Source organism: Pseudobutyrivibrio ruminis AD2017, assembly GCF_000424305.1.
Taxonomy (GTDB): domain Bacteria; phylum Bacillota; class Clostridia; order Lachnospirales; family Lachnospiraceae; genus Pseudobutyrivibrio; species Pseudobutyrivibrio ruminis_B.
Map to the genome: position 1 here is coordinate 101184 of NZ_KE384162.1, position 21126 is coordinate 122309.

General features: G+C 36.5%; 17 protein-coding genes and 1 tRNA gene. 16 read left to right on the forward strand and 2 right to left on the reverse strand.

Annotated features, from left to right (window positions below):
- Positions 1-21: 21 nt before the first annotated feature.
- A tRNA-Thr gene (locus G611_RS0110630) sits at positions 22-94 on the reverse strand.
- 158 nt (positions 95-252) lie between these two features.
- On the opposite strand from G611_RS0110630, the gene G611_RS14725 reads away from it, so the two are divergent.
- The 15 genes from G611_RS14725 (at position 253) to G611_RS0110705 (ending at position 19117) form a co-directional block, all read left to right on the forward strand.
- A complete protein-coding gene (locus tag G611_RS14725; RefSeq protein ID WP_051195224.1) occupies positions 253-597 on the forward strand; it encodes a hypothetical protein in 345 nt (114 codons plus the stop codon).
- Positions 597-1241 (forward strand): epoxyqueuosine reductase QueH, encoded by a 645-nt coding sequence (locus G611_RS0110640; RefSeq protein ID WP_028243586.1) that lies wholly within the window; start codon positions 597-599, stop codon positions 1239-1241. Before G611_RS14725 ends, G611_RS0110640 begins: the two co-directional genes overlap by 1 nt.
- A gap of 2 nt (positions 1242-1243) precedes the next feature.
- On the forward strand, positions 1244-2629 hold the full coding sequence (gene argH / locus G611_RS0110645; RefSeq protein ID WP_028243587.1) for an argininosuccinate lyase: 1386 nt from the start codon (positions 1244-1246) through the stop codon (positions 2627-2629).
- Between the two features lie 109 nt (positions 2630-2738).
- Positions 2739-3824 carry an aspartate-semialdehyde dehydrogenase gene (gene asd, locus G611_RS0110650; protein WP_028243588.1) on the forward strand — a complete coding sequence of 362 codons (1086 nt, stop codon included), beginning with the start codon at positions 2739-2741 and terminating at the stop codon, positions 3822-3824.
- A gap of 158 nt (positions 3825-3982) precedes the next feature.
- On the forward strand, positions 3983-5341 hold the full coding sequence (locus G611_RS0110655; RefSeq protein ID WP_036949133.1) for an ATP-binding protein: 1359 nt from the start codon (positions 3983-3985) through the stop codon (positions 5339-5341).
- 103 nt (positions 5342-5444) lie between these two features.
- The gene (locus tag G611_RS14730) at positions 5445-9248 is read left to right on the forward strand and encodes a DNA topoisomerase III (protein ID WP_155942288.1); all 3804 of its coding nucleotides are present in this window, start codon (positions 5445-5447) and stop codon (positions 9246-9248) included.
- Positions 9249-9274: 26 nt separating this feature from the next.
- Positions 9275-9943, forward strand: a complete 669-nt coding sequence (locus G611_RS0110665) for a UDP-N-acetylglucosamine pyrophosphorylase (protein ID WP_028243590.1) — start codon at positions 9275-9277, stop codon at positions 9941-9943.
- 90 nt (positions 9944-10033) lie between these two features.
- On the forward strand, positions 10034-11161 hold the full coding sequence (locus G611_RS0110670; RefSeq protein ID WP_028243591.1) for an SPFH domain-containing protein: 1128 nt from the start codon (positions 10034-10036) through the stop codon (positions 11159-11161).
- 18 nt (positions 11162-11179) lie between these two features.
- Positions 11180-12799, forward strand: a complete 1620-nt coding sequence (locus G611_RS0110675; RefSeq protein WP_028243592.1) for a hypothetical protein — start codon at positions 11180-11182, stop codon at positions 12797-12799.
- Entirely contained in the window at positions 12786-13547 is a 762-nt protein-coding gene (locus G611_RS0110680) for a TPM domain-containing protein (RefSeq protein ID WP_028243593.1), read from the forward strand. The genes G611_RS0110675 and G611_RS0110680 overlap by 14 nt, the downstream gene beginning before the upstream one ends.
- 160 nt (positions 13548-13707) lie before the next feature.
- Positions 13708-14400 carry an iron-sulfur cluster assembly scaffold protein gene (locus G611_RS0110685; RefSeq protein WP_028243594.1) on the forward strand — a complete coding sequence of 231 codons (693 nt, stop codon included), beginning with the start codon at positions 13708-13710 and terminating at the stop codon, positions 14398-14400.
- A gap of 21 nt (positions 14401-14421) precedes the next feature.
- Entirely contained in the window at positions 14422-15432 is a 1011-nt protein-coding gene (locus tag G611_RS0110690) for a GGGtGRT protein (protein WP_028243595.1), read from the forward strand.
- 292 nt (positions 15433-15724) lie between these two features.
- Positions 15725-17581 (forward strand): methyl-accepting chemotaxis protein, encoded by a 1857-nt coding sequence (locus G611_RS0110695; protein ID WP_028243596.1) that lies wholly within the window; start codon positions 15725-15727, stop codon positions 17579-17581.
- Between the two features lie 206 nt (positions 17582-17787).
- Entirely contained in the window at positions 17788-17994 is a 207-nt protein-coding gene (locus tag G611_RS0110700; RefSeq protein WP_015550809.1) for a hypothetical protein, read from the forward strand.
- Between the two features lie 145 nt (positions 17995-18139).
- Positions 18140-19117: an aldolase catalytic domain-containing protein gene (locus tag G611_RS0110705; protein WP_028243597.1), complete on the forward strand. Its 978-nt coding sequence runs from the start codon at positions 18140-18142 to the stop codon at positions 19115-19117.
- A gap of 10 nt (positions 19118-19127) precedes the next feature.
- Here the strand turns inward: G611_RS0110705 and G611_RS0110710 are convergent, their stop codons facing one another.
- Positions 19128-20282: a glycosyltransferase gene (locus G611_RS0110710; RefSeq protein WP_028243598.1), complete on the reverse strand. Its 1155-nt coding sequence runs from the start codon at positions 20280-20282 to the stop codon at positions 19128-19130.
- Positions 20283-20385: 103 nt separating this feature from the next.
- Here G611_RS0110710 and G611_RS15465 point away from each other — a divergent pair, with 103 nt between their 5' ends.
- On the forward strand, positions 20386-21042 hold the full coding sequence (locus G611_RS15465; protein ID WP_051195225.1) for a 4'-phosphopantetheinyl transferase family protein: 657 nt from the start codon (positions 20386-20388) through the stop codon (positions 21040-21042).
- Positions 21043-21126: the final 84 nt, after the last annotated feature.

A 21126-nucleotide genomic window follows, 5' to 3' on the forward strand; every position in this document is an offset into this window, starting at 1 on the left:
ATTATACATATATACAAAAAGAGCTCCGAATCAGACTCGAACTGACGACCCCCTCATTACGAGTGAGGTGCTCTACCAACTGAGCTATCGGAGCGAATTGCTTGTAAAAAAGGGCTCTATTATTTTCTATAACACCAGGAAAAATTTTAATATATAAAGGGAAAAAAATCAATTATATTGTTGAGAAAAACAGAGGGTTTTATTATAATGACTCTTGTACAAATTTAAACATTTATTTAGGAGATATATATAATGGAAGCTAAGAAGAAAAACGTACCATCAGTGGATTTTAAACATTTCTTTTCAAGAGATAATTTACCTCTTCTATGTTTGATATTTTTAGGTGTATTTGCAGTGGTTGCAATACTTGTTTCTATTTTGGCATTTTCAATCAATCCAGTTATTGCTTGTGTAATGGTTATTTTAGAGGCAGCACTTGCGGCTACACTTAATCGAATTCCACTTTGGATTCATGGTCTTGTGTTTATAGCACAGATAGTTTGTGGAATTATGGCTTCACAGGTTCCATTTATGCTATTCATGGCGTTTATTTATGTTTTTGCAACAGTATTTTTATACGTATGGGCTAATAGATAATGAATAAAGTTAATTATCAAAAGGAATTAGATAATTTAATAGCAAGCTTAACCAAAGAAGGCCAAGTGCCTTCTTTATTATTACATAGTTGCTGTGCACCATGTAGCAGCTACTGTATTGAATATCTTAGTCAGTTTTTTAATGTAACTGTATTTTATTACAATCCAAACATTTATCCTGATGAAGAATATTATCATAGGGTTAAAGAGCAGCAGCGCTTTATATCACAGTTTCCTACTAAGCATCCAGTTAAGTTTATAGAAGGGGACTATGATAAGGATAGCTTCTATGCCATCGCAAAGGGGCTTGAGAAGGAGCCGGAGAAGGGCAGAAGATGTCACAAATGCTACGACCTTAGACTTAGAAGAACTGCTACAGTTGCTAAAGAATTAGGCTTTGACTATTTTACAACAACACTTACTATTTCCCCTATGAAGGATTCACAGGTCCTTAATGAAATAGGAATCAATATAGGAAAAGAGCTAGGCGTAAATTGGTTGCCTAGTGATTTCAAAAAGAAGGAAGGCTATAAGAGAAGTACAGAGATTTCAAAGGAATATGATATGTACAGGCAGGATTATTGTGGTTGCGTGTATTCATATAATGAGAGACAAATGTTAAAGGCACAAAATACGGAGGATTAGTTATGGCACAGTTGTGGGGTGGAAGATTCACCAAGTCTACAGATCAGATGGTTTATGATTTCAATGCATCAATTAGCTTTGATAAAAAGCTCTTTGCTCAGGACTTACGTGGAAGTAGAGCGCACGTTACCATGTTGGCTTCAGTTGGCGTTATTACTGATAAAGAGCGTGATGAGATTTTGTCAGGCCTTCAGAGTATTGAGGAGGATGTTAAATCCGGTAAGCTTGTAATTACATCTGAGTACGAGGATATACACAGCTTTGTAGAAGCTAATCTCATAGATAGAATAGGGGATGCTGGCAAGAAGCTTCACACAGGGCGTAGCCGAAATGATCAGGTGGCTCTTGATATGAGGCTTTACACTAGAGATGAAGTAGATAATACATCTAATCTTTTAGTTCATTTATTAGGTACCATTCTTTCTATTATGGAAGAAAATATTGATACTATAATGCCAGGCTTTACTCATCTTCAGAAGGCACAGCCTATTACACTTGCTCATCATATGGGCGCGTACTTTGAAATGTTTAAAAGAGATGTGTTACGTCTCCACGATATTCATGTTCGCATGAACTATTGTCCTTTAGGCTCTGGAGCTTTGGCTGGCACCACATATCCTTTGGATAGAATGAAGACAGCTGAGCTTTTGGATTTTGATGGCCCAACCTTAAATTCTATGGACGGTGTTTCTGACAGAGACTATCTTATAGAGTTTCTTTCAGCACTTGCGACTATCCAAATGCATTTATCACGTTTTTCAGAGGAAGTTATTATCTGGAATAGTAATGAATACAGATTTGTTGAGATTGATGACGCCTATTCAACAGGGTCTTCCATTATGCCACAAAAGAAAAACCCTGATATTGCAGAGCTTGTAAGAGGAAAGACAGGCCGCGTATATGGTGCGCTTATGTCGCTTCTTACTACAATGAAGGGCATTCCTCTTGCTTATAATAAGGATATGCAGGAAGATAAGGAACAGGCTTTTGATGCCATTGAAACTGTTCAAAATTGTATTACTCTTTTTGATGGTATGCTTTCTACAATGACATTTAATAAGGATGTCATGTCTGAAAGTGCTAAAAAAGGATTCACAAACGCTACAGATGCTGCTGATTATTTGGTAAATCATGGAGTGCCATTTAGAGATGCCCATGGTATCATTGGTCAGGTAGTTCTTTATTGTATCAAAAAAGGCATTAGTATAGATGATATGACTTTAGATGAACTAAAGGCTATTTCACCTGCCTTTGAAGAGGATATCTTTGATGCAATTTCAATGGAAACATGCGTAAATAAGAGACTTACAGTAGGAGCTCCAGGACATGACGCAATGGAAAGCGAAATAGCAAATAGCAAAAAGTTTCTTGAATTGTGGTCTAAATAGTCAAAAACAACTTGCATTTTTTAGTCAGTTTGATTATAATGCATTTTAACGACGGACAAATGTCCGTGACAGAAAAACATTTACTTAAAATATAAAGGAGAAGTTTGAAATGAGTGAGAAATTGAGAGTCGGTATTCTTGGTGGAACTGGTATGGTTGGTCAGAGATTTATTTCTCTACTTGAAAATCATCCTTGGTTTGAGGTTACAACTATTGCAGCCAGCCCTCGTTCTGCTGGACAAAGATATGAGGATGCCGTAGAAGGTAGATGGAAGATGGATACTCCTATTCCTAAAGCTGTAAAGAATATCATCGTAAAGAATGTTAATGAAGTTGAGGAAGTTGCAAAGGAAGTTGATTTTGTTTTCTCAGCAGTAGACATGTCAAAGGATGAGATTAAGGCAATAGAAGAAGCTTATGCTAAGACAGAGACTCCTGTTGTTTCAAACAACTCTGCACATAGATGGACACCTGATGTACCAATGGTAGTTCCAGAAATCAATCCACAGCATATGGAGGTTATTGAGTTCCAGAAGAAGAGACTTGGCACAACAAGAGGCTTTGTTGCAGTTAAGCCTAACTGCTCAATTCAGTCTTATGCACCAGTTCTTACTGCTTGGAAGGAATTTGAACCATACGAGGTTGTTGTTACAACATATCAGGCTATCTCAGGTGCAGGTAAGACATTTAAGGATTGGCCAGAAATGGAAGGAAACATCATTCCATTTATCTCAGGTGAGGAGGAGAAGTCTGAGAAGGAGCCACTTAGAATCTGGGGTAAGATTGAAAATGGCGTAATTGTACCAGCTGATGATGTAAAAATCACTAGCCAATGTATCCGTGTTCCAGTTCTTAATGGACATACAGCAGCTGTTTTTGTTAAGTTTAGAAAGGCTCCTACAAAGCAGCAGCTTATCGACGCTATTAACAACTTCTCTGGCGTTCCACAGGAATTAAAGCTCCCTAGTGCACCAAAGCAGTTTATCCGTTATATGGAAGAGGATAATCGCCCACAGGTTGCATTAGATGTTGACTATGAAAACGGAATGGGTATTTCTGTTGGACGTATTCGTGAAGATAGTATTTACGACTGGAAGTTCGTTGGACTTTCACACAACACTGTTCGTGGTGCTGCTGGTGGTGCAGTTTTATGCGCAGAATTATTAAAGGCACAGGGCTATATTACAGCGAAATAGTTAGAAGAATAATGATTCCGTATCCAAATTTATTGGATACGGAATTTTTTTTATTAAATTTAAATAAAATACTTTTTTAGTGTAGTCTGCTAAAGTAAAGTGTGTTATTATATTACTCGAATTAGTATTATAAGGTATTATAATAGGGAGAAAAGATTATGACACACACAACTGAATTAAAAAAATTGGAAGCCATCTACCAATCTTCAAATAATAATTTTGTATTGGTATATGGCAGAAAAGGCTGTGATAAAGAAGGACTTTTAGATGAATTTACTACTGGTAAATCCTATTTTTATTATAGAAGTCGTCAGTGTTCTGATGCTAAACAGCTTCATTATTTGAATCAGCAAATATCTGAAACATATGATATGAATGCTTCAGATGTAAGCTTTGAAGATTCATTTAAAAAGTTTAGATCAAAGGATGGTTCTAAGCTTATTTTTATAATCGATGAGGCTCAGTATGCAATTAAAAAGACTAATGACTTATTTGAAAGTTTAGTATCTCTTAAGAATAAAAAGCTATACCCAGGCAAGGTTATGATTGTTTTAGTTAGTTCATCTATTGTATGGGGAAAAAATACATTAAATGAAATAATACCTAATGCAAATAATGTTATTGATGAGTCAATAAAGCTTGAAAATCATTCGTTCCTAGATGTAGTAAGAGCTTTTCCTAGCTATAGTGTAGCTCAGTGTGTAAGTACCTATGGAATCATTGGTGGGGTTTCAGAATACTTAGATAGATGGAATGGTAAGAAGTCTATAAAGGCTAATGTGTGTGAAAATATTTTATCCCCTAGTGGATTTTTATATTCTGAGGCTGAAGGATATATTTCTTCAGAATTAAGAGAGCTTTCGTGCTACGATACAATATTGGGCTCTATTGCATCAGGTAATGAAAAGCTTAATGATTTATTTGAGGATACAGGATATTCAAGAGCAAAAATATCTGTATACATGAAAAACTTAGCAGAATTTGATGTAATTGATAAGATTATATCCTTTGAAACGGGCGGATGGGACAATACAAAAAAAGGTATTTATAGAATTGTAGACCCTTATATTAATTTCTGGTTTACATTTATTTACCCTCATTTGTCTGAGCTTGTTTCATATACTCCTGAAAGATTTTATGATACATTTATCGAACCAAAGCTGGATGAATATCTTCAGAATTATTTTGTTAATGTTTGTAGTGAATATTTGCACCTTCTTAATATGGTAGGTCAGCTTCCTATTAAGTTAACTAAGATTGGTACATGGCTTGGTAAAGAAGGAACAATAGATGTTATTGGTCAAAGCAATAACAGAGAAAATGTTGTTGGCATTTGCAATTGGAAAGAAAAGACTATGGCATATGATTCATATGAAAAGCTTCTTGAATCAATGAAGCAGGCAAGAATTACTGCTAATACCATATTCCTATTTTCTGCTACCAGATTTGACAATAAGCTTATCGAATTATCAAAAGAAAATAAATCTATTGTTCTGGTAGACATGACAGAGTTGTAATTGATATAATTAAATAGTTGATAAAAGCGTAAAGCCTTTGCAATAATCTGCAAAGGCTTTGAATTTTATTAAATATAAAATTAATTTTAGGGAGTTTAGTGATTTGGGAAAGAGTTTGATTATCACAGAGAAACCATCTGTTGCAAGAGATTTTGCAAGAGTTCTTAAGGTATCAGGAAATCAAAATGGTTTTATTGAGAATAACGAATATGTTATTAGCTGGTGCTACGGTCATTTGGTTCAGATGGTTTATCCTGAAGAATACGATATTAAATACAAAAACTGGAATCTAGAGGATTTACCATTTCTTCCTAAAGATTATAAATATGGTGTGGTTGAATCTGCCAAGGATCAGTACAAGGTAGTGAATGGCTTACTTCACAGAGAAGATATTGATACCGTATATTGGGCAGGTGACTCAGGAAAAGAAGGTCAGACAATCGAAGAAAACATACGAAACTATGGCGGCGTTCGTGAAGGAATGACCGAGCTTAGAGTATGGATTGATTCCCAAACTGATGATGAAATCCTTAGGGGTATCAAAGAAGCCAAGCCTATGAGTGACTACGCAAAGCTTGGTGCATCCGGCATTATGCGTACAATAGAAGATTATAGCTTAGGTATTAATTTCTCTAGAGCATTATCTGTTAAATATGGACGCTTAATTAACGATGCAGCTGCCACAACCAGCTATGCAGCTATTGCAATAGGACGAGTTATGACTTGTGTTCTTGGTATGGTTGTTGAGAGAGAGCGAGAAATCAGAAACTTTAATGAAGATCCTTTCTTTAAGGTTTTAGGAAAGTTCTCTGATGTTAATTTCCCTGCTGAATGGAAAGCTGTTAATGGCTCTAAATATTTTGAATCTCCATTATTATATGGCGATAAGGGAAACGGCTTTAAAGAAAAAGTAAGCGCTGAAAAATTAATTGAAGAATTAACAAATAAAAATGCAATAATTGCTGACAAGGATACTGGTATATCAAAGAAAAAGGCTCCGTTATTGTTTAACCTGGCGGAGCTTCAGTCTGAGTGCTCAAAAAGATTTAAAATATCTCCAGCTCAAACTCTTGATATTATTCAGGAATTATATGAAAAGAAATATACTACATATCCACGTACTGATGCCAGGGTTCTTACAACAGCTGTAGCAAAAGAGATTACTAAGAATCTTAATAAGCTCCAGTCATATGGCCCTACATCAAAATACGTGCATGATATTCTTGCTGATAGAAAATATATTGGAATAGAGAAAACTAGTTATACTGATGATAGCAAGGTTACTGACCATTATGCCATTATTCCTACAGGTCAGTGTAATGGAATAGAGAATCTTTCGAGTCTTAGCCAAAAAGTTTATGATTTGATAGTTCGCAGATTTCTCTCTATTTTCTATCCTCCAGCCGAATATAAAAACGTCAAGATAGAAATTAAGATAGAGTCAGAAAGTTTTTTTGCTGGATCTAAATTGTTAGTCAAACCAGGCTACTTAGAAATAGCTGGTTTGCCAAAAAATAAAAATGCGGAAAATACGGATTCTGATGATGAAGAAAACGAAGAGGATGATTTTTCAAAGGAAAAATTTGTCGAATTCGTCGAGTCTTGCAACATTGGTGATGAAATCGATGTAAATGGCTTTGAATTAAAAGAGGGCAAAACATCACCGCCTAAGCGTTATACATCAGGTTCACTTATTCTTGCAATGGAAAACGCTGGTAAGCTTATAGAGGATGAGGAACTTAGAGAACAGATAAAGACAACAGGTATCGGAACTTCTGCAACACGCGGAGAAATTCTTGAAAAGCTTGTTAGAATTGGATACTTGAATCAGAATAACAAAACTCAGGTTATTACTCCAGAAAAGTTGGGAGAAATGATTTATGAGGTTGTCCTTCTTACCACACCAAGTCTTCTTAAACCTGAACAGACTGCAAATTGGGAAAAGGGTCTTGAAGGTATCATTAATGGTACAGTAGAATTTACGGATTATCGTAAAGAGCTTGAAGATTACATACGTACCGAAACAAAAAATATGATAGAGCAGGATTTAACTCAAACCATAGCTCTAAACATAAATCAATTTACAGGAAAAGAATCTAAGGGGTTGGCTACAAGAAAGCCACTTGGAATTAAATGTCCTAAATGTGGTGGTGAATTAACTACTACATCATTTGGATATGGCTGTAGTAACTATACAAATGATGAAATAAATTGTAGATTCAGCGTAGGTACAATAGCTGGTGTAGATCTTCCAGAGGAACAATTTAAAAAACTAATTTTAGAAGGAAAAACAGATTTAATTGAAGGCTTTAAGAGTAAATCAAATAAGCCATTCAAATCTGTTCTTAAACTTGGAAAAAATGAAGACGGCGAATTTAATGTAAGCTTCGATTTTTCCGAAACACCTACTGAATATGTTGATGATTTAACTTGTCCAGTTTGCGGTGGAAGAATTGCAAAAACAGGATATGGATTTGCTTGTGAACATCGTTTCCAGGAAGAAAATCAATGTTATTTCTCAGTTGGCGAGATAGCAGGAAGAAAGCTATCAGAGGATGAGCTTAGAAAGCTTTTAACTGATGGCATAACAGATGTTTTAGCTGGTTTCAAATCAAAGACTAATCAAAAGTTTAACGCTAAGATTCAATTAAAGGAAAACGAAGAAGGTAAAAAGGTGTTAAGCTTTAACTTTGATGGAATTGAAGCTGAAAAGCTTGAGGGCTGTAAATGCCCAGATTGTGGTGGCGATATCTTAATTCGCCCTAGTGGCTTTGGTTGTGCTAACTTTAGCTCAAAGGATGAAAGCTCCTGCAAGTTTTATATAGGAAGAACAATTGCTGGAAAGAATATCACTGGCGGAGTTGTAACAGAACTTCTTTTGAATGGTAAATCAGATACCATTAGAGGATTTAAGGGAAAATCCGGCAAGAAATTTGATGCTAGACTGGTTCTTAAAAAGAACGAAGAGACAAATAGAACAGAAGTTGTTTTTGATTTTGATGATGTAGAGCCTAACTATTTGGCGGATGTTGTTTGCCCAGATTGTGGCAACAAAATTATCAAAACAAATTTCGGCTTTGCATGCGAAAAATATTTTGATAAAGAAAATAAATGTAATTTTGTTATTGGCGAGATTGCTTCTAAAAAGATTGCAGATGCTGATGTAAAAGAATTATTAACTGAAGGAAAAACTAAAACCATCCGTGGCTTCAAAGGGAAGTCAGGTAAGAAATTCGATGCATGTCTTATTCTTAAGAAGGATGAGGAAACAGGACGAAATGAAATAGCATTTGATTTTGACAATGTAGAAGCAAAGGACATAAAAGATGTTGTTTGTCCTCTTTGCGGTGGCAAGATTGTTGTTACCCCATTTGGATATGGATGCAGCAACTACAAAAAAGACGATCCTGATAATTCCTGTGGCTTTAACATAGGTCAGGTTGCTGGTGTTAAGCTTAAAGAAGCACAGGTCAAGGAATTGTTAAAGGAAGGTATAACATCTACAATATCTGGCTTTAAATCAAAGAAGGGCACAAAATTTGATGCAAAACTGGCCCTTAATAAGGATGAAACTGGAAAGGTTACTGGTATTAAGTTCGTTTTCGAGGATGATGAAAAAGTGCTTCCTGGTTTGAAATGTCCAAAATGTGGTGAGCCAATAATAAAGAATCATTTTGGCTATCATTGTAAAAATAACGTAAGGGATAATGTAGACAGCTGCAGCTTCTATGTAGGCAAGATTGCAGGCGTTGATATACCAGAGGATCAATTCATTAAATTGATTAACGAAAAGAAAACTGATGTTATCACTGGATTTTTAAGCAAAAAAGGTTTATTCTTTGATGCGAGAATAAAGCTCAATGATGAATTCAGAACAGAATTCGAATTTGAAAACTATAATGGCTAACAATAATGCATGATAGGAGTATAAATATGGAACAGTGCAAAATTAAATCTATGTATAATTTAGATGAAACTATCGCAAAGGATTTATTCGAAGGTAAGGAATATCCTTGGGAGGTTCTTCCAGAGATTTCTGATTTTATTAAGAAGCTTGGACCTACTCTTGATCCAGAAAAGTATGAAAAGAGGGGCGAAGATATTTGGGTAGCTAAATCTGCTACAGTTTTCGATTCGGCATATCTTCACGGCCCACTTATCATCGATGAGGATGCAGAGGTTAGACAGTGTGCTTTTGTTAGAGGCTCTGCAATTGTTGGTAAGAACTGTGTAGTTGGTAACTCTACTGAGCTTAAAAACGTAGTTCTTTTCAATAATGTTCAGGTTCCACATTACAATTATGTTGGAGATTCTGTTTTAGGCTATAAGTCACATATGGGTGCTGGTTCTATTACATCTAACGTAAAGCAGGATAAGACACTTGTTGTTGTAAAATCTCGTGATGGTGAGAAAATTGAAACAGGATTAAAGAAATTTGGCGCTATGCTTGGCGACAACGTAGAGGTAGGTTGTAACTCAGTACTTAATCCTGGTACTGTAGTTTGTCCTCGTTCAAATGTATATCCTCTTTCTCCAGTTCGTGGAGTAGTAGAGGCTGACAGCATTTTCAAGAGCCAGGATAACATTGTTAAGAAAAATTAATAAATTTAAGATTTTTTAGGACTCATTCTTTATAGGATGAGTCCTTTTTGGTAAAATAAAAAAAGATTATTTTATTAGGGAGGCGAAAATATGGGATTAATACAAGCATTTAAAGGTTCGGTTTCTGGCGAACTTGCAAATCAGTGGAAGGAACTTTTTGTCTCAGATTCCATGTCTGCTGATACTTTAGTTAAAAGAGCAGAACATAAGGTCTCTGGAAGAAGCTCTAACACAAAGGGGGATGCTGATGTAATTACAAAGGGCTCTGCCATAATTGTTAATGAAGGCCAGTGTGCTCTTTTAGTTGATAGTGGAAAGATTATAGATGTGGCAGCTGAAGCTGGCGCTTATGAATGGGAAGAAAACGGCTCAGCATCAATTTTTGCTGGAGATTTCGGAGATATTTTCAAGGAGTTTGGCCGTAGATTTACTTTTGGCGGTGAAAAGCCTGTTCAGCAGAGAGTTTATTTTGTAAACACAAAGGATATTGTTGGACTTAAGTTTGGTACACCTAGCCCAATTCCTTTTAGAATTCTTGATAATAATGTTGGCCTTGATATGGATACAACTCTTAAATGCAACGGAAATTACAGCATGAGAGTTTCTGATCCTACACAGCTATATGTTTCTTTGGCTGGCAACGTTAAAGACGAATATACAATTGAAGATATTCAGGACCAGCTTAGAGCTACATTTATTGCAGCTTTACAGCCAGCTCTTGGAAAGCTTACTAATTTAGGTGTTAGACCTTCTGCAATTCCTAGCTACACTAAGGAAATGTCTGAAGCAATGGGAGAAGAGCTTAATTCAGACTGGACTAATAAGTATGGTCTTGCAATTACATCTGTTCAGATTCTTACAACTGTAATCCCTGATGAAGATGCGGCTACCCTTAAAGAGCTTCAGAAGACTGGTGCATTTAGAAATCAGTCTATGGCAGGTGCAGCATTAATCGGTGCACAGGCAGAGGCTATGAAAAATGCAGCAAGCAATCCTAACGGAGCTATGATGGGCTTTATGGGAATGAATATGGCAATGCAGGCTGGTGGAGCAAACGCTCAGGATTTATTAAATGCTGGAGCAGCTACAACAGGTGCTAATCAGATGGCAGGCGCAGCAAATGGAGGCGCAGCTGCAGGAAATAGATGGTTCTGCCCAAATTGCGGAAATGAAAACTTTGGTAACTTCTGCGTGAACTGTGGAACTAAGAGACCATAACTAGTGAGGTATTAAAATATGGCAACTATGTTTCCATGCCCAAATTGTGGTGGGCAGTTAAGGTTCAATGTTAAAAGTACAAGGCTTATTTGCACATCATGCGGTGAACCTACCAATCCATATACTTACAAACCTACGGATGATATTAATGAGACAGGTGTAAACACTAAGATTTACACCTGTCCTTGTTGTGCTGGCGAAATTCAGCTTATTGATAACGATGGTATGGAGTTTTGTCCATATTGCGGTAATCAGGCTACAATGGAGGAACGCTTTTCTACGGCTGGAGCTCCTAAATACATTATGCCCTTTAATCTGGATAAGGAAGATGCACAGAAGAAATATATAGAAAAAACTGCTAAAATTCATTTTGCTCCAGATGGACTGAAAGATAAGAAGAATGTAGAAAAGCTTGTTGGTTTATATACACCATATTATCTATATGATTATAGTATTTATGACGAGGTAGAGTACACTGGTATTCATCGATATGATTCTGGAAGCTACGAGGTTACTGATTTAGCTAAAATTAAGGTAAAGGTAGACGTGCAGCATTTAAAGGTTCCATTTGATGCTTCAGAAACCTTAGATGATACTATTGCTTCAGAGCTTGAACCATTTCCAATGGGTGATTTAATAGATTTTAATCCGAATTTTTTAGCTGGCTTTTTTGTTGAAAATTCATCTGTCAATCAGGATTTATATTTGGAAGATTCTAGCGATAAAGCCTATGATTATGTTTATAAGAGGGTAGTGGCTAAAGCTGGAGAATATACTCTAAAAGGAGGCCAGGAAAAAGACATAAGGCAGCAAATAGACGGAAAGCTTAGCTATAAAGGCTGCGAAGGAGCTTATCTACCACTATATTTTATGACAACCAGAACTAATGACAGAGTTTCTTATTCCATAATAAATGGAGCTTCTGGCGAAACATATATTGATATGCCTATTGAAAAGAAAAAGATGTTTAATTGGGCTGTCATTGCGTCGCTTGTGATTTTTGTGGCAATGCTTATGCTTAGCTTTATATTTAGCTTTAGTTATGATGTTAAGGGATTGTGCGCATTTGCTTGCTTAATATCATCTATAATCGCCTTCGTCGGGGCTAAAATTGCTAATGAAACCTACAGATTTGATAATCATCTGGATGACAAAGGCTATTATGGTACAGCTGAAAATGCTAAAAAGCATGAGATAAAGGCTAAAAAGAAAAAGACATTTAATACAGAAAATTTAGTTGGAGTACTTATTACAATTGGAATCGCTGTATTAATATTTGCAGTTTTTGATTTTCAGTTTTTATTAATAATTATGTCATTCTTGTTTAGGATATTTTCATTAGTGCTTCCACCTATTATTTATATTGCAAGCGGAGTATTATTAGTGCTTTCCTTCATTAAAATAGGTCATGGAAAAAAGCTTGTAACTTCTTTAGGAGTATTTAGCGCTATAGTTTCATTTGTAATTCATATTATGGACTTGGCAAATGATATTTATTACTACACGGCGCTTATTGTAGTATTTGCAGTTATTCTTATTTCTATAAATGCAATGGTGAATGAGTACAATCGCTTTGCAACTCATCCTTCGCCTCAGTTTGGAAAGAAGGGAGGAAAGTTGGAAAATGCGAAAAATTAGAATTGTGCTTTATGCATTTTTAGCATGCTTATTAATTAGTACAAAAGCCTATGCTGCAGACAAGAACGTTATTATTTATGATGATGCTGAATTACTATCAAGCGATGAATATATTCAACTGGAAAAATATTTGAAAACCTTGGATAGTAGCATTAATTATCTTGTGGTAACAACCTCTTCACATGATTATGGTGACAGCGAGGATGAAATTCTTTATACATATTATGATGAATCCTTTGGTGAAAAATCAGATGGTATTGCATTCATAGTTGATATGTATGATAGAAGAATTCATTTATCTGGCTACGGAGAAATCCAATATAAGATAAAGGATGCAGATTCTATTGATATTACTGATAATGTTTATAGATATGCATCAAAAGGAGACTATTATAATTGTATTTTGCATGTATTTGAACAAGCAGATACATTGGTTCACGAAGGTGCTATTCTTAGACCTATGAGATTTGCTGTAACCTTCTTAGTTTCCATTATATTAGGTTTTTTGTTGGCGTTTTTTGTAGCAATAAAAGATAGAAAAGCACTTATAAAAAATACAGGTGAAATGGAAATGCTACTTGCTGGAGCGTCATTTGTTGGCGGCGCCACAATATATGATTCTAAAAGAGTTTTAAGACATGAATCAAACAGCAGCGGTGGGTTCTCTTCAGGCGGTGGAGGCTCCTTCTCAGGTGGAGGAGGCTTTTCCTCAGGCGGCGGTCACTCTGGTGGCGGTCACAGCTTCTAAGGATTTAGATAATTTTTTAACAAAATCCTAAATAAAGACTTTACTAAATCCACAGAAAGTGAGAAAATGTAATCAATAACGCGCAAGTGCGCTTATTTATCATGTCATTAATGTAGTAGCAATATGTTAATGGTATTTGAACGAAGAAAGGAGTTCTACAATGATTTACACAAAAGAAGTAGAAAACATGTGTCCTGTAGCAAAGGGCGCAAAGCATGAACCAGCTCCTATCCCTGAGGAGGGAAAATGGGTAAACGCTAAGCAGATTACTGACATTAGCGGTTTCACACACGGTGTTGGCTGGTGTGCTCCACAGCAGGGTGCCTGCAAATTATCTTTAAATGTTAAGAATGGTATCATCGAGGAAGCACTTGTTGAGACAATTGGTTGCTCAGGTATGACTCATTCAGCAGCTATGGCAGCTGAGATTCTTCAGGGTAAGACAATCCTTGAGGCTCTCAATACAGACCTTGTTTGCGATGCTATCAACACAGCTATGAGAGAGCTTTTCCTTCAGATCGTTTACGGACGTACACAGTCTGCATTCTCTGATGACGGACTTGCAATCGGTGCTGGTCTCGAGGATCTTGGAAAGGGTCTTCGTTCACAGGTTGGTACAATGTACGCAACAAAGGAAAAGGGTGTTCGTTACCTTGAGATGGCTGAAGGCTATGTAACAGGTATCGCACTTGATGATGATAACGAAGTTATCGGATATCAGTTTGTTTCTCTTGGAAAGATGACAGACTTCATTAAGAAGGGTGATGATCCTAACACAGCATGGGAAAAGGCAAAGGGCCAGTACGGTCGTGTTGACGATGCTGCTAAGATTATCGATCCACGTCAGGAATAAAATAGGAAAGGAGAAACAAAAATGGCTTTATTTGAATCATATGAGAGAAGAATTGATCAGATCAATGCAGTTCTTAATAAGTATGGTATCAGCTCAATTGAAGAAGCTGAGAAAATCACAAAGGACGCAGGTCTTGATGTATACGAGCAGGTAAAGAAGATTCAGCCTATCTGCTTCGAGAACGCTTGCTGGGCTTACACTGTAGGTGCTGCAATCGCTATTAAGAAAAACTGCCGCAAGGCTGCTGATGCAGCTGCAGCAATCGGAGAGGGACTTCAGTCTTTCTGTATTCCAGGTTCTGTTGCTGATCACCGTAAGGTAGGTCTTGGACATGGTAACCTTGGTAAGATGCTCCTTGAGGAGGAGACAGAGTGCTTCTGTTTCTTAGCTGGTCACGAATCATTCGCTGCAGCTGAAGGTGCTATCGGTATCGCTGAGAAGGCTAACAAAGTACGTCAGAAGCCACTTCGCGTTATTCTTAACGGTCTTGGTAAGGACGCTGCTCAGATTATTTCACGTATCAACGGTTTCACATATGTTGAGACAAAGTACGATTACAAGGCAGCTAAGCTTAACATCGTTTCAGAGAAGGCATACTCAAATGGTCTTCGTGCAACAGTTAAGTGCTACGGCGCTGATGATGTTCAGGAAGGTGTTGCTATCATGCACCACGAGAACGTTGGCGTTTCTATCACAGGTAACTCTACAAACCCTACACGTTTCCAGCATCCAGTAGCTGGTACATACAAGAAGGAGTGCGTAGAACTTGGTAAGAAGTACTTCTCAGTTGCTTCAGGTGGTGGTACAGGACGTACACTTCACCCAGATAACATGGCAGCAGGTCCTGCTTCATACGGTATGACAGATACTCTTGGACGTATGCACTCAGATGCTCAGTTCGCTGGTTCATCTTCAGTTCCTGCACACGTTGAGATGATGGGTCTTATCGGTATGGGTAACAACCCAATGGTAGGTGCTACAGTTGCTGTAGCCGTATCAGTTGAGGAAGCTGCTACTGCTGGTAAATTTTAAATAAAATCTAACGAAGTTAGATTTTATTTAAACTGGAGACGCCATCGCGAAGCGATTTTCAAATGGCGTCGACTGTCCTTGTTATATTTAAGAGCTCTTGGTTTATCCAAGGGCTCTTTTTTAGTTCTTAAAATGAGATTAATCAAATGTTTTATTTCATAATAATCCTTAGAATTTGTACATTATTTAAACATTATATGTATTTTTTGTGACACCTCTTAACCAATTAAAACGTATAGGTATATAATTTTTTAAAAGCATTATTAGGCATTAATTTAAATGGAGGTGCGCAATGGGAAGAGAAGAAAGGCAAGAGAAAATAAAACAGAGGCTTGATGAAAATCTTACAGCTGAGCAAAAGGAAAATCTTAAAGCTGTTGGAAAGGTTGTTGAAAATAATAAAGGCAACTTTTTCCAATCAATTTCTTTTCAAAACATAATTGTAAATGTTGTTATACTTGCTGCATTTATAATATATGCAGTGATTTCCAACTCAGCTATGCAAAGCGTAAAGTCACAGGCTTTAAGAGCAAGTGAAAATGAACTTATTTGCGCACAGGAATCGGCTGCATTACGTCAAGATGTAGTTCATATTTCAGCTGAAATTAATCGTACATTAGGACAACTTGAGGCAGGCAAGGAAATGCCAGCTGAAGAATTTGCGGATATGGAAGGTTATATGAATGATATTGGCGCTCATCTTGATTATATGGATGGTAGCATACTGGTTGGAAACCTACCAGATGGGCAGGAGAGAGTTGATAATCTCAGAGCTAGCGCAGAGGCATTAGTTGCTGCAGCTGGTGCTACGGAAAACTTTATAATATCAGGTGATTTTCCGGGAGCAATTGGCTGTGTAACTGGCGATTACGGAGCAAACCTTGTTGCAACAAATGATGCTTTAGATGCTATTGATGAGGGAATTAATTCTCTAAGCGAGGGCTTTAGCGCTTTTTTGGATAGGTACATTGCCCAGGTTTCTGTAAAGGGATATATAGTCATGGCAGTGGTTGTTGTCTTGATTATACTTAGCTTTGTACTTTCATTTGTTAGAATTAATAAGACTATACTTGGTATTTCATATGAATTACAAGCTATCATTAATAATATCAATAAGGGCAAGGGCGATTTAACTGCCCGAATAAACACAAAAACAAAAACAGAGCTTGCACTTATATCTGATTGTATCAATCAGTTCTTAGGAACATTGCAGGGTGTAATCAGAGATGTTAAGGATGGAGCAACAGTTCTTACATCATCTTCAGATAGTGTTATTGTAAAGATTCAAAGTGCTAGTGATAATGTAACAAATACATCTGCAGCCATGGAAGAGCTTGCAGCATCTATGGAAAATGTAGCGACAACCACAGGGGATTTATATGATAGGCTGTCATTAGTAAAAGAGGCTACAGATGCTATTGATGAAGAAGCGAGAGCGGGATCGGAAAAAGCTAATGAAATTAAGGCAGAGGCAGACAGCATTAAACGTGAGGCAAATGCTAAGAAGGAAAACACTGGCACTAAGATGGAAGAGCTTTCGAAGGTTCTTGAGGAGTCTGTTAAGGAGTCTGAGCAGGTTAATCAAATCGGTGATCTTACAAATGAGATTTTGGATATTGCAAGCCAAACCAATTTGCTTGCTTTAAATGCATCTATTGAAGCTGCTAGAGCTGGTGAAGCAGGTAAAGGTTTTGCTGTAGTTGCGGATGAAATAAGCACGTTGGCTGCTAATTCCCGAGATACAGCAGGCAATATTCAGGAAATATCTGCAAAGGTTACTACTGCTGTTAAGACTCTTTCTGACAACGCAGTACAGGTTATTGATTTTATTAATCAGAATGTACTTGCGGATTATGATGCGTTTGTAGATACAGGAGTGAAGTACGAAAATACAGCCACTATGATAGATGAAATGCTGGCTACATTCACAGAAAAGGCCAATAATCTTAACGGTGTTATGGCTGAGATGTCAGATAGAATTGAAAGCATATCTAACTCAGTTAATGAAAGCTCAAATGCTATTGGAATGTCAGCTCAGGCTGCTACAGAGATTGTTGGAGAAATTCAGGGAATCAATGAAGCTATGGATCAGAATAATGATGTTACCAAGCAATTAAATGCAAGTACCCAGAAGTTTGAAATAGTATAATTAAAGCCAAGGACCTCAGTATATTCGCTGAGGTCCTTATTTATTTGCAATGAACGTTTTTGATTATTTGTGATTGAAAATGTACAATATAGTTATAAATAAGATTGGAGATGACAAAAATATGTAAGAAATAACGATTGAAACAAACTCACCGAGATTGTATTATATCTTCTGTTGTTTGAAAAACAGTTTCGAAAGGTTATATTATGTTTAATATTTTAATGCTTGTAGTTTTTTCACTTGTAACTATGTTTTATGCGTTTTATATTGTTAGCCACATTCGTTCAGCAGTAGCTTCTGCAAATATTTCAGATAAAAAAGCGTTAGGAAAATCGTTTTTCGCAATTGGAATCAGCATTGTAACACTTGCAATTCTTTGGTTCCAGGCAGCATTCGTTTATTTCTATCATTAATTATATGCTATTCCCCTTGCCAAGGCTTATATAGGCCTTGGCTTTTTTTGTAGAATACTTTATGATGTATTCGTTTGACTTTATCAATATATAAGTTTATACTTACTTTAACACTTTTAATCACTAAAGTACCGGAGGACATAAAATGAGAAAAGAAATATCCAAGCTTTTAGAAGTTAGAGAGAGCGTAAGAGTAGTTGACGCTACATTGCGTGATGGTGGCCTTGTAAATGATTTTTATTTTACAGATGAGTTTGCTAAGGCTCTTTATCTTACTAATGTAAAGGCTGGAGTTGATTATATGGAAATGGGTTATCGAGCTGACAAGGAGCAGTTCGATGTAGATAAATTTGGCCCATGGAAGTTTTCTTCAGATGATTATATCCGTAAAATCGTAGGTGAGAATGATACTGACCTAAAGATTGCTATTATGGCGGATGTGGGACGTTGTAACTATAAGGAAGATATTCAACCTAAAAATGAGAGTCCAGTAGACCTTATCAGAGTTGCTACATATCTTCACCAGCTTCCTAGTGCTGTTCAGATGATTGAAGATGCTTACAATAAGGGCTATGAAACTACCTGCAACATTATGGCAATCTCAACAGCATCAATGGAAGATATTAAATCAGCACTTAATATTATTTGCCAAACTCCAATATCTTGTATTTATATCGTTGATAGCTATGGTTCATTATATCCTGAGCAGACAGAGCGTATAGCAGATATGTATTACGAGATTGCTTCTAAATATGGCAAAAAGGTTGGTATGCATGCTCATGATAATCAGAAGCTTGCATTCGCAAATACAATTGAGGCTGTTGGTGATAACGTAGATTATTTGGATGCTACATACTGTAGTATGGGACGTGGTGCAGGAAACTGTGCTATGGAATTACTTCTTGGCTTCCTTAAGAATCCTAAGTATAAGGAAAGATATGCTATCAAGTTCGTAGAAGACTACATGCTTCCTTTAAAGGAACAGGGCATTGTATGGGGCTATGACATGCAGTATCTAACAACAGGCCTTTTAAATCAGCACCCAAGAACTGCTATAGAATTTACAAAGCAAGGCAGAAAGGATTATTTTGCTTTCTATCAGGAAATGTTAAATTTAGATTAAATATAAACCATTATAGAGAATCCAATATTACTTTAGCTATATTATCCCAGGTGTGGTTTTTAGCAGCAATGCTATAACCCATCTGGGCTATTTCTTTGAGGGCAGATGGCTCAGAGAGGGCAGCATCAGTTTTAGTAGTTACAGCATCTATATCATCTAATTCATAAAATAAGATGTTTTCTCCATCCTTATACTCCTTTTTTAGCAAAGTGGTAGGGTCTGTTAAGGCAACTGCACCATTTAGCTGGGCTGAAAAAACTCTGTCATGACTGCCAGCTTTAAAATTAGGCATGATATTAGCACATATTTTAGCTTTAGAAAAAACAGTAAAAGTTAGATTGAATGGAATTTCTCTATGTATAGTTGCATGTTTTAAGTCTAATTCTTCCCAAAGTCCACCAAATAAATCCAGTTTATGTTCACATTTATCTAGGGCCTGAATGAGTTTCTTCCTATTTACACAGCGCACATATGTATCAGCCAGATAAAAGGTTTGGGTGTGAAGTGGCAAATCGGAATTAATATAATCATATATTTCATTCTTAGCTAACGCTTCAACTGCATCTTCTATAGTAAGTGTGCTATCTGCTAGCATCATATCTATTAAATCCATTACATTTGAGGCTAGAAAATCTGGCAGCTTTTTTATTGCAGTTTCAATTCTTGTTGGGTCCGTATAGGTGCCAGAAAATAGAATATCGTAAGGCCTATCCTCAAAATCTGTAAAAGATAATTCATCTTTTCCAAAAGCAAGCTCACCTGTCATAGGTGTAACTGTGACAGATTTGATATGAGGGTAGTATTTTAAAATATAATCCTTGTGCTTTGAATCAAGGCAAACTACGTGAAAGTTTTTTAGTTTATTTTTTAGGGAATCGTGATGATATAGTGGATGATCTAGAATTACATCAATGAATGGGGCATCCACATGGTCTAAAAAGAATGAATCATCGTCCATAAGAGCGCGGGGCAGGTCTGAATTAAAATCAATGAGTCCGTCAAAGTGTTTTCCTATAAACTGCTCTAAATCGTCTAAGGCCTGTTCGTCTACTTTGAAATATTCCACATCATGGCCTGATTTCTTAAGGGCATTTCCGAGGGCGTCTCCAAAATACAAATAAGAATTATAACAAACGGTCTTCATTTCAAAAATTAAAAATTTCATAACTTCCCCCTCATGAAACGTTCAAAATTAATTCATAATTATTTTATCATATCTCAAGTTCACTATGGTATACTTTGTGTATTAAAAAAATAAGGGGGAACGTATGATTAAAGCCGCGGCATACAATTGTGAAGCACTACAAAATCCATTCATATTTGATGAAGTATACAACCTCATTAGTCCTCAAAGAAGGGAACACGTAGATGAGGCTAAAACTCTCAAGGGTAAATGTGAAAGACTTGGTGCGGCTCACCTTTTGGAAAAGCTGCTTTGGGAAAATCATATTCAACGCCCTTATGTCTATACAACCACATCTCAGGGAAAACCAATTTTTATCCAACCTAAGAATGTGGATTTTAGCATTTCTCATTCTAATTTTTTCGCTGTAGCTGCAATTTCAGATAAGCCTGTAGGAATTGATGTTGAGCGCATTAGACCTTACGACAAGGATTTAGTAGAACGATTTTTTACTAAATCTGATTTAGAGTACCTTGAATCTTTCAAAAAGCATGAGGTTAATAAAAAATTCACTGAAGTATGGACCTTTAAAGAGGCTACTTGCAAGATGATGGATAGGCCATTGATGCAGGTTTTACAATGGATTGATTTTAGTGAATATTGTGACTGTGAAAAGGGAAAAACAACGTGGACCAAGCAGGGGTTTGAGTTTAGAGATTTTTATATTACCCTTTGCTATGAAGACAAAAGACAACCAATTCAGATGGGGTTATATAATCCATATGATGGAAAATATTACTAACAGCAATAAAAATACAGAACTTTCTTGATATAAAAAAAGTATTGTGATAGAATGCATTATAGTTTCGTACTTCAAAGTGCTAAA